10 protein-coding genes are annotated in these 13,846 nt (G+C 65.4%); 6 read left to right on the top strand and 4 right to left on the bottom strand.

What is annotated here, in order from left to right; translation table 11 throughout:
* Window positions 1-57: 57 nt before the first annotated feature.
* The 6 genes from J2R78_RS37960 to J2R78_RS37935 are packed head-to-tail and all read left to right on the top strand — an operon-like array spanning window position 58 to window position 9,885.
* A complete protein-coding gene (locus tag J2R78_RS37960) occupies window positions 58-1,365 on the top strand; it encodes an MdtA/MuxA family multidrug efflux RND transporter periplasmic adaptor subunit (RefSeq protein WP_256558727.1) in 1,308 nt (435 codons plus the stop codon).
* Complete coding sequence (locus J2R78_RS37955; protein ID WP_253608829.1) at window positions 1,362-4,469, top strand: MdtB/MuxB family multidrug efflux RND transporter permease subunit; 3,108 nt, start codon at window positions 1,362-1,364, stop codon at window positions 4,467-4,469. The genes J2R78_RS37960 and J2R78_RS37955 overlap by 4 nt, the downstream gene beginning before the upstream one ends.
* A gap of 3 nt (window positions 4,470-4,472) precedes the next feature.
* Window positions 4,473-7,757, top strand: coding sequence for an efflux RND transporter permease subunit (locus J2R78_RS37950; protein ID WP_253608828.1), 3,285 nt, complete (start codon window positions 4,473-4,475; stop codon window positions 7,755-7,757).
* On the top strand, window positions 7,758-9,230 hold the full coding sequence (locus tag J2R78_RS37945; RefSeq protein ID WP_253608827.1) for an efflux transporter outer membrane subunit: 1,473 nt from the start codon (window positions 7,758-7,760) through the stop codon (window positions 9,228-9,230). It begins immediately after the preceding gene.
* Window positions 9,231-9,238: 8 nt separating this feature from the next.
* Entirely contained in the window at window positions 9,239-9,547 is a 309-nt protein-coding gene (locus tag J2R78_RS37940; protein ID WP_253608826.1) for a hypothetical protein, read from the top strand.
* A gap of 11 nt (window positions 9,548-9,558) precedes the next feature.
* Window positions 9,559-9,885 (top strand): BA14K family protein, encoded by a 327-nt coding sequence (locus tag J2R78_RS37935; RefSeq protein ID WP_253608825.1) that lies wholly within the window; start codon window positions 9,559-9,561, stop codon window positions 9,883-9,885.
* Window positions 9,886-9,910: 25 nt separating this feature from the next.
* Here the strand turns inward: J2R78_RS37935 and J2R78_RS37930 are convergent, their stop codons facing one another.
* The 4 genes from J2R78_RS37930 to J2R78_RS37915 form a co-directional block, all read right to left on the bottom strand.
* Window positions 9,911-10,603: a hypothetical protein gene (locus J2R78_RS37930; RefSeq protein ID WP_253636037.1), complete on the bottom strand. Its 693-nt coding sequence runs from the start codon at window positions 10,601-10,603 to the stop codon at window positions 9,911-9,913.
* A 158-nt stretch (window positions 10,604-10,761) separates the two neighbouring features.
* Window positions 10,762-11,853, bottom strand: coding sequence for a sensor histidine kinase (locus tag J2R78_RS37925; RefSeq protein ID WP_253608823.1), 1,092 nt, complete (start codon window positions 11,851-11,853; stop codon window positions 10,762-10,764).
* A complete protein-coding gene (locus tag J2R78_RS37920; RefSeq protein WP_092084305.1) occupies window positions 11,850-12,290 on the bottom strand; it encodes a response regulator in 441 nt (146 codons plus the stop codon). The genes J2R78_RS37925 and J2R78_RS37920 overlap by 4 nt, the downstream gene beginning before the upstream one ends.
* Entirely contained in the window at window positions 12,287-13,816 is a 1,530-nt protein-coding gene (locus J2R78_RS37915) for a CHASE3 domain-containing protein (RefSeq protein WP_253608822.1), read from the bottom strand. Before J2R78_RS37915 ends, J2R78_RS37920 begins: the two co-directional genes overlap by 4 nt.
* Between the last annotated feature and the right edge of the window lie 30 nt (window positions 13,817-13,846).

Raw genomic sequence — 13,846 nt, 5'->3', positions numbered from 1 at the left:
AGTTCAGGGGACACATAGAGCCGCGCGAGCTCATTCGTGTTTCTTCGTGGGCAGGTTATGGACCAGCAGATCAAAGACCCGTCGATTGTGGCGCCCGAGCGAACCAGGCGAGGATCGCGTTGGCGGGGGTTTCTGACGGGATGTCTCGTGCTGGCGGTGCTGGCCGGCATCGTCTGGTGGACGCGGCAGCAGGCCGCGCCGCCGCAGGCCGGTGGCGGGCGCAACGCCGGGCCGATGTCGATCGTACCGGAGACGATCGGCAAGGGCGATATCGGCGTCAGCCTGAATGCGCTCGGCACCGTGACGTCGCTCGCGACCGTGACGATCAGGAGCCAGATCAGCGGCTATCTGATGAAGATCGATTTCAAGGAGGGCGATGAGGTCAAGAAGGGCGACCTGATCGCCGAGATCGATTCGCGCCCCTACGAGGCGACGCTGGCGCAGGCCAAGGGCCAGCTCGCCCGCGACGAGGCGCAGCTGAAGGGCGCCCAGGTCGATCTCACCCGCTACCAGAACCTCGCCGCGCAGAACGCCGTGCCGCATCAGACGCTCGACACCCAGGTCGCGCTGGTCGCGCAGTACCAGGGCACGGTGGAGGCCGATCGCGCCTCGGTGAAGTCGGCCGAGGTGAATTTGCAATATTGTCACATCGTGTCGCCGATCAACGGGCGCGTCGGACTGCGCCAGGTCGATCTCGGCAACTATGTGACGCCCGGCGATACCAACGGCCTCGTCGTGATCACGCAGCTCGAGCCGATCAGCGTGCTGTTCACGCTGCCGGAGGACAATCTGCAGGCGGTCTCGAAGCGGTTGAGGGAGGGCGCGGTGCTGCCGACGGCGGCTTATGACCGCAGCGGCGCCAACAAGCTCGCCGAGGGATCGTTGCAGACCTTCGACAGCCAGATCGATGCGACCACCGGCACCATCAAGCTGCGGGCGCAGTTCGAGAACGACAAGCGCACGCTGTTTCCGAACCAGTTCGTCAACGTCCGCCTGCTGCTCGATACCCACAAGGATGCGACGACGATGTCGACCGCCGGCATCCAGCGCGGTGTCCCCGGCACCTTCGTCTATCTCGTCAACGCCGATAGCACGGTCTCGGTGCGGCCGGTCAAGCTCGGCGTCACCGACGGCGACCGGGTCGAGGTGCTGTCCGGGCTCGCGGCCGGCGATCGCATCGTGATCGACGGCGCCGACAAGCTGCGCGAGGGCGCGAAGGTGGTCGTGCGCTCCGCTGCCGATGCCGCGAACCCTGCCGCTGCGGCCAAGGGGGCGGCGAAGGGAGATAGCAAGGGAGATAGTAAGGACGGCGCTGATCCCGGAGGCGGCCACCACAAGCGGTCCGAGGACGGGCAGAAGAAATGAACCCGTCGCGGCCATTCATCCTGCGGCCGGTAGCGACGACCCTGATGATGATCGCCATCATGCTGTCGGGCATGCTGGCGTTCAGATTTCTCCCGGTCGCGGCGCTGCCGGAGGTCGACTATCCGACCATCCAGGTGCAGACCTTCTATCCGGGCGCGAGCCCCGACGTGATGACCTCGTCGGTGACGGCGCCGCTCGAGGTGCAGTTCGGCCAGATGCCGAACCTGACCCAGATGAGCTCGGTGAGCTCGGCGGGCTCGTCCGTGATCACGCTGCAATTCGGCCTGTCGATCTCGCTCGACGTCGCCGAGCAGGAGGTGCAGGCCGCGATCAATGCCGCGGGCAATCTGTTGCCGTCGGACCTGCCGGCGCCGCCGATCTACGCCAAGGTCAATCCGGCCGATGCGCCGATCCTGACCCTCGGCCTGACCTCGAAGACCATGCCGCTGACCCAGGTACAGGATTTCGTCGACACGCGGCTGGCGCAGAAGATCTCGCAGCTGCCGGGCGTCGGCCTCGTCAGCATCAGCGGCGGCCAGCGGCCCGCGGTGCGCATCCAGGCTGATATCCGCAAGCTCGCGGCCTATGGCCTCAACATCGACGATCTCCGCACCACGCTCGGCAACGCCAACGTCAACACGCCGAAGGGCAACTTCGACGGCGCGATGCGCGCCTACACCATCAATGCCAACGACCAGATCCGCAATGCCAGCGACTACCGCTCGCTGATCATCGCCTACAAGAACGGCTCGCCGGTCCGCCTCAGCGATGTCGGCAACGTCGTCGACGGCGCGCAGAACGACAAGCTCGGCGCCTGGATGAACGAGACGCCGGCGATCATCCTCAACATCCAGCGCCAACCCGGCGCCAACGTCATCTCGGTGGTGCAGGGCATCAAGGACCTGCTGCCGCAGCTGCAGGCCACGCTGCCGGCCGCGATCGACCTCAATATCCTGACCGACCGCACCGTCACGATCCGGGCCTCGGTGCGCGACGTCGAATATGAGCTGTCGCTCGCCGTGATCCTGGTCGTGCTTGTGATCTTCGTGTTCCTGCGCTCGACCCGCGCCACGCTGATCCCGAGCCTGTCGGTGCCGCTATCGCTGGTCGGCACGCTGGGCGCGATGTATCTGTTCGGCTTCAGCCTGAACAATCTGTCGCTGATGGCGCTGACGATCGCGACCGGCTTCGTGGTCGACGACGCCATCGTCGTGATCGAGAACATCTCGCGCTACATCGAGGAGGGCGAGTCGCCGCTCGAGGCGGCGCTGCGAGGGTCGGAGCAGATCGGCTTCACCATCATCTCGCTGACGGTATCGCTGATCGCGGTCCTGATCCCGCTGCTGTTCATGGGCGACGTCGTCGGCCGCCTGTTCCGCGAATTCGCCATCACGCTGTCGGTCACGATCCTGATCTCGGCCGTGGTGTCGCTGACCCTGGTGCCGATGGCCTGCGCCAAGCTACTGAAGCCGGAGGCCATGGCGCGGGAAAACACCTTCCAGCGGCTCAGCCGCGAAGGCTTCGAGGCCGTCATTGCGATCTACGCCCGGATGCTCAATTGGGTGCTGGATCGCCAGACCTTCGTGCTGCTGATCGCGCTCGCCACCTTTGGTCTGACGGCGCTGCTCTACGTCGTTATCCCCAAGGGCTTCTTTCCGGTGCAGGACACCGGCGTGATCCAGGCGATCTCCGAGGCGCCGCAATCGGTGTCCTATGCGGCGATGGCCGAGCGGCAGCAGCGGCTCGCCAGCGCGATCCTGAAGGATCCGGACGTGCAGAGCCTGTCGTCGTTCATCGGCGTCGACGGCACCAACACCACGCTGAACAGCGGCCGCATCCTGATCAATCTGAAGCCGCATGAGCAGCGCAAGGCCAATGTCTCGACGATCATGGACCGGATCAAGGCGAGCACGGCGGCGCTGACCGGCATCACGCTCTACATGCAGCCGGTCCAGGACCTCACCATCGAAGGCACGGTGAGCCGGACGCAGTACCAGTTCATCCTGCAGGATGCCGATCCGAACGAGCTTGCGGAATGGACGCCGAAGCTGGTCGACAAGCTCCGGGAATTGCCCCAGCTCAGCGATGTCACGAGCGATATTTCGGCGCAGGGGCTTTCGGTGTTCGTCGACATCGACCGCGACCAGGCGGCGCGGTTCGGCATCACGCCGGCGACGATCGACAACGCACTGTACGATTCCTACGGCCAGCGCATCGTCTCGACCGTCTTCACCAATTCGAACCAGTACCGCGTGATCCTCGAGGCCGATCCGTCGCTGCAGACTTCGCTGGACTCTCTGTCGTCGATCTACCTGCCGTCATCGGTGGGCTCGACGCCGGTGCCGCTGTCGGTGATGGCCAAGATGCGGGTGGAGACCGCGCCGCTGCAGATCTCGCATCTCGGCCAGTTCCCGTCGGCGACCGTCTCGTTCAACCTGGCGCCCGGCGCCTCGCTCGGCGGGGCGGTGACGGCGATCAAGCAGGCGCAGGCCGACATCAACCAGCCGCTCGGCATGATCACGAGCTTCCAGGGCGCGGCGCTGGCGTTCCAGTCCTCGCTGTCCAACCAGCTGTTCCTGATCCTCGCCGCGATCATCACGGTCTATATCGTGCTCGGCGTGCTCTATGAGAGCTTCATCCATCCTTTAACCATCCTCTCGACGCTGCCCTCGGCCGGGATCGGCGCGCTGCTGGCGCTGATGATGGCCGGACAGGATCTCACGATCATCGCGATCATCGGCATCATCCTCCTGATCGGCATCGTGAAGAAGAACGCGATCATGATGATCGACTTCGCGCTCGATGCCGAGCGCAACGAGGGCAAGCCGCCGCGGGAGGCGATCTATCAGGCCTGCCTGCTGCGGTTCCGGCCGATCATCATGACGACGATGGCAGCTGTGCTCGGCGCGCTGCCGCTGATGCTCGGCAGCGGCGCGGGGTCCGAGCTGCGGAATCCGCTCGGCATTTCGATCGTCGGCGGCCTCCTGGTGAGCCAGCTGCTGACCCTGTTCACGACACCGGTGATCTACCTCTGGTTCGATCGCCTCGCGCTGCGATTTGCCGGGCGGGCGGACGAGATCGGCGAGGCGAGCGGGTCGCGTTGAGCCATGGATCCGTCAACGCCCTTCATCCGTAGGCCGGTGGCAACGACGCTGTTGACGTTCGGGCTTGCGGCGGCCGGCATTGTCGCGTTCTTCAAGCTGCCGGTGTCGCCGCTGCCGCAGGTGGATTTCCCGACCATCTCGGTGCAGGCGACGCTGCCCGGCGCCAGCCCGCAGGATGTCGCGACCACGGTCGCAAGTCCGCTCGAGCGACATCTCGGCCAGATCGCCGACGTCACCGAGATGACGTCGTCGAGCTCGGTGGGCGCGACCCGCATCACGCTGCAGTTCGGGCTGAACCGCGACATCAACGGCGCGGCGCGCGACGTGCAGGCCGCGATCAATGCGGCGCGGGCCGACCTGCCGACCAGCCTGCGCAGCAATCCGACCTACCGCAAGGTCAACCCGGCCGACGCGCCGATCCTGATCCTGACGCTGACGTCGGATACGCTGACGCGCGGCGATCTCTACGACGCCGCCTCCACGGTGCTGGCGCAGAAGCTGTCGCAGGTCGAGGGCATCGGCGAGGTGGTGGTCGGCGGCAGCTCGCTGCCGGCCGTGCGCGTCGATCTGATCCCGCAGGCACTCTACAAATACGGCATCGGGCTGGAAGACGTCCGCGCGGCGCTGTCGAGCGCCAACGCCCACAGCCCCAAGGGGGGCATCGACGTCGGCGACCAGCGCTACCAGGTCTACGCCAACGACCAGGCCAACAAGGCCGACGACTACAAATCGCTGATCGTGGCCTACCGTAATGGCGCACCGGTTCATCTCTCCGACGTCGGCGAGGTAGCCGACGGCGTCGAGAATTTGCGCAATGCCGGGCTCGCCAACGGCAAGCCGGCGGTGCTGATCATCCTCTACCGGCAGCCGAACGCCAACATCATCAGTACCGTCGACCTCGTGAAGGGGGTGATGCCGCAGCTGCAGGCGTCAGTCTCGCCGGCGATCGATATAGGCTTTGCGGTCGACCGTTCGACCACCATCCGCACCTCGCTCCGGGACGTCGAACGAACCCTCGTTCTGGCGGTGCTGCTGGTCATCATCGTGGTGTTCGCGTTCCTGCGCAATGCGCGGGCCACCTTCATTCCGGTGGTGGCGGTCTCGGTGTCGCTGGTTGCGACCTTCGGGGCGATGTACCTGTTCGGATACAGCCTCGACAATCTCTCCCTGATGGCGCTGACGGTCGCGACCGGATTCGTGGTCGACGACGCCATCGTGGTACTGGAGAACGTCACCCGTTACATCGAGGACGGTCTGAGCCCGCTCGAGGCGGCGCTGAAGGGCGCCAACGAGGTCGGCTTCACCGTGCTGTCGATGAGCATCTCGCTGATCGCGGTGTTCATCCCGATCCTGCTGATGGCCGGCATCGTCGGGCGGTTGTTCCGCGAGTTCGCGATGGTGATCTCGATCTCGATCCTGATCTCGCTCGCGGTCTCGCTGGCGACCACGCCGATGATGTGCGCCGTGCTGCTCAAGCCGGACACCGGCGGCCATGGCCGGCTCTATTGGGCGAGCGAGCGCTTCTTCGAGGCGATGCTAAATTTCTACCGCAGAACGCTGACCGCGGCGTTGGTGCATCCGCTGTCGGTGATGCTGATCCTGGCGGCGGTGTTCGGCCTCAACTTCTATCTCTACGACGTGATCCCGAAGGGCTTCTTCCCGCAGCAGGACACCGGCCGGCTGGTCGGCTCGATCCAGGCTGACCAGAGCGTGTCGTTCCAGCTGATGCAGCAGAAGCTCGCGCGGTTCGTCGGCATCATCAAGCGCGATCCGGCGGTTGAGACGGCGGTCGGCTTCACCGGCGGCGGGCAGACCAATTCCGGCTTCGTGTTCGTCTCGCTTCGTCCGCTTGATGAGCGCAAGATCGGCGCCGACGGCGTGATCGCGCGGCTGCGCCGCGAGATGTCGGTGGTGCCGGGCGCGAGCCTGTTCCTGCAGGCGGTGCAGGACATCCGGGTCGGGGGCAGGGCCTCGAACGCGCAGTATCAGTACACGCTGCAGGGATCGACGCTGGAGGAGCTCAATGAATGGACGCCGAAGATCGCGGCGGCCCTGCAGCGCGATCCTGATCTCGCCGACGTCAACAGCGACCAGCAGAACAAGGGCCTGGAATCCGATCTCGTGATCGACCGCGACGCCGCGGCCCGGCTCGGCATCACGGTGAGCCAGATCGACAACACCCTCTACGACGCCTTCGGCCAGCGGCAGGTGTCGACGATCTATGTCGCGCGCAACCAGTATCACGTCATCATGGAGGTCGCGCCGCGCTACTGGCAGAACCCGGAGACGCTGAAGGACGTCTATATCAGCACGTCCGGCGGATCGGTCGGCGGCTCGCAATCGACCAACGCGGTGGCAGGCACGGTCGTCGCCCCAGGCAACTCCAGCGCGGCCAGTGCAGCCAACGCCCAGGCCGCGCGCAACCAGGCCACCAACTCGATCGGTTCGACCGGGAAGGGCGTTGCCTCGACCGGATCGGCCGTCTCCACCAGCAGCGAGACCATGATCCCGCTGTCGGAAGTTGCAGCATTCAAGCAGGGCGCGACGCCGCTTGCGGTCAATCACCAGGGTCTGTTGGTCGCCAACACCATCTCGTTCAACCTGCCGCCGAACGTGTCGCTGAGCACGGCGGTCGGCAGCATCGAGGCGACCATGAACCGGATTGGGGTCCCGGCCACGATCCGCGGCACCTTCCAGGGTACCGCCAAGGCGTTCCAGGACTCGCTGAGCAACCAGCCGTTCCTGATCCTGGCCGCGCTGGTGGCGATCTACATCGTGCTGGGCGTGCTCTACGAGAGCTACATCCATCCGCTGACCATCTTGTCCACATTGCCCTCGGCGGGTGTGGGCGCCTTGCTGGCGCTGATGGCATTCAAGACCGAGTTCAGTATCATGGCGCTGATCGGCGTCATCCTGCTGATCGGCATTGTGAAGAAGAACGCCATCATGATGATCGACTTTGCGCTGGAGGCGGAACGCAGGCGCGGGCTGGAGCCGCTCGAGGCGATCCGGGAGGCCTGCCTGCTGCGCTTCCGCCCCATCATGATGACGACGATGGCCGCGCTGCTCGGGGCGGTGCCGCTGGCGATCGGCATGGGCGACGGCGGCGAGCTGCGGCAGCCGCTCGGCATCGCCATCGTCGGTGGCCTGATCCTGAGCCAGGTCCTCACGCTCTACACGACGCCGGTTATCTACCTCTATCTCGACCGGTTCCGCCTGTGGGCCCAGCGCGCGCGCCGTGGCGGCGCGATGCGGACGCCGGGCTCCTCACTTCAACCGGGCGAGTAAATGCCGACAGGTACAGCGTTGCGAAATCTTCAGTTGATGCGCAAGCCGATCCGGTTTCTGCGCGTGGCGGCGTTCGGCGGCCTCAGCCTCGGTCTGTCCGGCTGTATTCCCGGGGCGGAGAAGCCGGAGCTCAGCCTCGAAGTGCCGGCGAGCTACAAGACTGCGGCCAAAGGCGATGCCGACGCGGCTGTTCCGGCGCTTGCCTGGTGGCGCGGCTTCCGCTCGCCCGAACTGACCGGGCTGATGGAGTCCGCGCAGCTCTACAATCTCGACATCGCGGTGGCGATCGCCCAGATCGTGCAGGCCGACGCCCAGGTCGGCGTGTCCGGCGCCGCGCTGCTGCCGTCCATCTCCGGATCGGCGAACGCCGAGCGTCAGCGTGTGGCAACGGGATCCAGTTCGTCGTTCGGCACCAGCGGCACTTTCTCGCAGTACAGCCTGGGGCTGAGCGCAAGCTACATCGTCGATTTCTGGGGCAAGAACCGCGCGACGCTGTCGGCCTCGGAGGAGAGCGCGACCGTCGCGCGCTACAATCGCGAGGTGGTCGCGCTGACCACGATGGCGACGGTCGCCAATACCTATTTCCAGCTGCTGGCGGCGCAGGACCAGATCAAGGTCACCCGCCGCAACCTCGCGGCGGCCGAGCGCATCCTTGCGCTGATCAAGTCGCAATTTGCGGGCGGCACCGCTTCGCAGCTGGATCTGTCGCAGCAGGAGGCGCTGGTCGCCACGCAGCGCGCGGCGATCCCGCCGCTCGAGGTAACGGTCGGGCAGAACACCGCGGCGCTCGCCGTGCTCGTGGCGCGCGCGCCGGCCGATTTCAAGGTGCGCGGCGGGTCCACCACGCAGATCGCGGTGCCGCGCGTCACGCCGGGACTGCCGTCGGAATTGCTCTACCAGCGGCCTGACGTCCGCGAGGCCGAGGCGCAGCTGGCGTCGTCCAATTTCAGCGTCGACGCGGCGCGCGCGGCATTCTTTCCGCAGATCCAGCTGACCGGCACTACCGGCTTCCAGAGCGCGGCGCTCGCCGCGCTGTTCGCGCCCGGCGCCTGGTACTACACGCTCGCCGCCGGGCTAACCCAGCCGCTGTTCGACGGCTTCCTGCTGGAGAGCCAGCTCAAGCTCGCCAAGGGGCAGCAGCTGCAAAACCTGCAGGCCTATCGCAAGGCGGTGCTGTCGGCCTTCGCCGATGTCGAGAAGGCGCTGATCGCGTTGCAGAAGTACACATTGCAGGAGCGCCTGCAGTCCGACGTCGTCGCCGCCTCGCGCAAGGCGTTCGAGGTCGCCGAGACGCAGCTGCGCGGCGGCACGGTCAACCTGATCACGGTGCTGCAGACGCAGCAGACGCTGTTCACGGCAGAAAACAATCTGGTTACGGTCCGGCTCAACAAGCTGCTGGCGGCGAGCAGCCTGTTCCAGGCGCTCGGCGGCGGCTGGACGCCCGCCGGTACGCTGGCGGCGGCAGTGCCATGAGGTCAGCCATGCAGCGTTTCGCGACACTCCTCGTTGCCCTCGTCATCGGGCTCGGCGTATCGACCGGCGCGTCCCGCGCGCAGCAACGTCCACCCAACAGCGTTCCGCTCGCCTTCGGCATGAGCGCCGACCAGGCCAGCCGGTCGCTCGGCGTTCCCCTGAATTATGTGCGCGGCACGCCGGGCAATGAATTGTTCGTCGCGCTGCCCAATGTCAGGGGCAGCGTGCTGTCGAGGCGCAGCGACGGGCTCTATCTGCAATTCGGCAAGGGACGCCTGATCGCCTGGAAGGGCGACTGGGGCACCCTTCCGCAATGAGGGTTCTGGCCATGATCGCCATGAGAGGATTGATCGCCTGCGCCGCCATCGCGCTCAGCGTAGCCGCGGCATCGGCCCAGCAGCGGCCGCTGCGCTACGGCAGCACCGGCGGCGCGTATTTCGACGGCAGGGACGACGACCGGGATTTTCGCAGCAACGGCTATTTCCCCGGCAATTTCGCGGCCGATCCCTTCAGCGCGGGGTTCGGTGCGGCCGGCCTGTTCGGCTCGACGCCGTGGCATTCCGCGCGACCCTATCCGTCGCAGGTTGTGTTTGGCGCGCCGTGCCAGGACTGCCGTCCGCACCGCGCACGCCGGCACCGCGGCAGGCACGAGTGAGGCGCTTCGCAAAGGCTTGATGCCTCTAGGCCTTGCGCAAGAGCTCGTCGATGATGCGCAGCTTCATCCAGCCGGCCTTGTCGATGATTTCGTTGCGCAAGGTGTCCTTTTCCATCTCGTATTGTTCGTGCGAGATATCCCGGCCGCCGGTCGCGGTGATCCCGAACGTCTCGAGCAGGGCGTTGTGCCGCGCCTTCCACGCGATCACATGCTCGGTCATGACTTGCGTCACGGATGGAAGGAAGCCGGGATGGCCTGCGAGACCGCATGACGCCGTGGTCTGCGGGTCTTCTGCCAGCATGATCACGTTCCACTCGTCGTAGCCGATCAGCCCCATCTGCGCGTAGAGAAACGCGCCTTGCGGTCCATCCCAGATTTTCTGGTCGATGACCAGGAACGGCACCGCGTGGCAGTGGCCGTGCCGCGCCGTCATGTCGCGGTTGAAGGTCTCGGTACGGTCCTGCAATCGCTTGCTGGCCGCAGCGAACACGGCAAGGCGATTGTCTGCCGTCGGTACGATGCTGGCTTCGCCATCAGGCGCGAAGCCTGCATCGCGCAGCATCGACCCGATCAGCGGGTGATCCCACTGCTGCTTGTGAAAAGCCGGCGTCGCGCCCTCGGCGCCCGACGCCGGACGCACGGTCTCCTTGAGCTCGCCCGAGTTTGTCTCTTGGGTCGTCTCTTGCTTCTTTCCAAAAACTGGCCTGCGCCCGAACATCGCGTGCCGCTCCTGCCAAGCAGTCGGCACAAGCATCGCAAAGGACGCCCAGAACTTTCTTAAACGGTCAGGCCTGGCGGGCAGCGATCGATCAACAGCATGACGCAGTCGTTAAAACGAACCGGACAAATCAATCGAATTTGCTGAAATTGGCGGCATTAGCTGGCGGCGGCGCTTGTCGATTTGTCGAGCGCCGGGCTGACGCGGGCGAACCGCACCACGAAGCGGGTGCCCTTGTGGCCGGGGTCGCGCTCGACGCTGGCATCGAGCTTGGCTGCCATCGCGCTGACGATCCGCTGGCCCATGCCGGTGCCGCGCGGATCGGCCTTATCGGAAAAGCCGACCCCGTCGTCGCTGATCGCGAGCTGCAGATCGTCGCCTTGCGGCTTCAGCTCGACATGGATCGGGCCGGCGCCGTCGGGATAGGCGTACTTCACGGCGTTCATCACCAGCTCGTTGACGATGATGCCGATCGCGACTGCGCGGTCGGGATCAATCTCGATCGGGTCGGCCTTCAAGGTCAGCCGCGACATCTTGTTGCCTTCGGCCGATCGCCGGAGATCCTCGAGCAGTGCCTCGAGATACTGGTTGAGCATCACCGTCTTGAAGTCGTGCGAGGTGTAGAGGCGGCGGTGCACCTGTGCGACGGCCGCGACGCGCCCCATCGCGTTGGTGAGCGCCGCCTTCACATCCTGCTGGGTCGAGGAGTTGGCCTGCAGATGCAGCAACGAGGCGATGATCTGCAGCGAATTGCCGACGCGATGGTTGACCTCGCGGAGCAGAACCTCACGCTCTGCGGCGAGCGCGGCATAGCGGTCGCGCGAGGCGTGCACCTCGGCCTCGGCCTCGTCGCGCGCCTTCTGGAGCGCGGCCTGCCGGATCGCGCCGTTCACCGCGACCTGGAGCAGGGGGATGAACTCGCCCCTGACGTCCTTGACCAGATAGTCCGCCGCGCCGGCCTTCAGTGCGGTGACGGCGATCGCCGAATCCTGCGACGCGGTGACGAACACCACCGGCGGAGCGTCCGGTATCTTGAGGATCTGCTCCAGCGTCTCCAGCCCGTCGAGGCCGGGCATGTACTGATCGAGCGCGACGACGTCGATGCCGCCCTGGGCGAGCCGATCGAGGCCTTCCTGGCCGCTTGCGGCGTGCACGACCTTATAACCCGCGCGCGTTAGCCCGCGTTCGACGAGGCGCGCCAGCGCCGCGTCGTCGTCGATGTAGAGCAGTGTCGGCGTTGCGCTGGTCATACGGAAGCCGGCGGCACCTGAATCACGGAAAAGAACAGGCCAAGCTGACGAATGGCGTTGGCGAAGCTTTCGTAGTTCACCGGCTTGGTGATGTAGACGTTGCAACCCAGCTCGTAGCAACGCTTGATCTCCTGGGAGTCGTCGGTCGTGGTCAGCACGACCACCGGCGTCGACTTGAGATATTTGTTCTCCTTGACCCGCCTCAGAATATCGATGCCGGTCATATCGGGCAGATTGAGATCGAGCAGGATCAGCAGGGCCTGGCCCTTGCGCTCGACGGCGCTGCCATCCTTGCCGAACAGGTAGTTGACCGCCTCTGTACCGTTGGTGAACGGGATGATCTCATTGTTGACACCCGAGCGCCGGATATTCCGCTCAATCAGGCGGGCATGGCCCTCGTCGTCCTCGATCATGATGATGGTGACTGGATCACTCATGTCACTTTGTCCCGGTTCTTGCCTGACCAATTGATAGGCAGCGTAATCGTGAAGGTGCTGCCGTTGTGAAGTTCCGATGCTACCGACATGGTGCCGCCCAGTCTGCGCACAAGTGCGCGGACATGGGCAAGCCCGATGCCCTGACCGGGCTTGTCCTGGGTTCCGGCGCGGCGGAACAAATCGAAGATGCGCTGGTGGTCCTTGGGATCGATGCCGCGGCCGTTGTCGGTGACCTCGAAGATCGCGAAGCCGAGCTTGGTGCGGCCCTCGATCGAAATCTCGCCGGGAACGCCGTTCCTGAGGTACTTGAGGGCGTTGTCGATCAGATTGGAGAAGATCTGCTCCAGCGCGAGGCGGTCGCTGACGATATTTGGCAGCGCGCCGACCTCGACGGTCGCGTTGGCCTCGACGGCCTGGTGAGCCATCGTCTTGACGATGCCGTCGATCAGCTCGCGCAGATCGATGCGTTCGGGCTTGAACTCGCGGCGGCCCTCGCGGGTGAGATTGAGGATCGCACTGATCAGGCGATCCATCTTGGCGATCGACGATTTGATGAAGCCGAGCGATTCATTGAAGTCGTCGGATAGCTGCTTGTCGGAGCCTTCGAGCTCTGGCTCGGCCACATCGGTCGCGTCTTCCGGCATCGCCGGCGCTAGCGAGGCGGCGCGATTGAGCGTGGCGATCCGCTTGAAGATGTCGCCGCGCAGTTCCTCGAGCTCGCTGGTGAAGCCCATGATGTTGACCAGCGGCGAGCGCAGATCGTGGCTGACGATATAGGCGAAGCGCTGGATTTCCTCGTTGGCCTCGCGCAGGTCGGAGGTGCGCTCGTCGACGATGGTTTCGAGATTGACGTTGCTGTCGCGCAACCTGGCCTCGGCCTCGTCGCGTGCCCGCGACGATCGCCGCAGCAGCACCACCGAGAGGGCGGCGAGCGCCAGCACCATGCAGGAGCCGGCGATCGTGACGGAGGAGGCCAGCACCTGGGTCTTGTCCGCCGTCGCGGTGCGCAATGCCAGCAGACGATCCTCCTCGGTGCGGATGTCGCGGGCGATCCGGGCGATCGCCTCGACCGCATCGGTCGATGTGGTCTTGCGCAGGACGTCGACGCTGGTCGCCGTGTCGTTGTTCTTGACGCGCTCGATGCTGAGCGCGAACTCGGCCAGCCGTTGCTCGACGGCGGCCTTGAGCTTCGCGGCATTGGCGACCTGCGCCGGATTATCCACGGTCATCATCTGGAGATGGTTGAGCGCGGCCGGGACTCCCGCTGCCGCGGACTGGTACTCGGACAGGTATTGTGGTGCTGATGTCAGCAGATATGCCCTGGTCGCGCTTTCGGCGCGCCTGACGTCGAGCAGCAGGTTGGCAATCTGGCTGTCGGTCTCGACGGTGTGAATCACCCAGGCGTTGTCCTCGCGCGCCTTGTTGACCAGCAGGACGGACGCCACGCTGACCGCGACCAGCACGAAAAATCCCGCCGACAGCAGGAGGATCTGTAACGTCGATCGGCGTCGTGAAACGACCGTCACGACGATCTCGCTATGGGAGTGGGATTCAAC

Source organism: Bradyrhizobium sp. USDA 4538 (assembly GCF_024171045.1).
Classification (GTDB): domain Bacteria; phylum Pseudomonadota; class Alphaproteobacteria; order Rhizobiales; family Xanthobacteraceae; genus Bradyrhizobium; species Bradyrhizobium australafricanum.
Note: the sequence above shows the minus strand (reverse complement) of the source record. Positions and strands in the feature narration are given on the sequence as shown.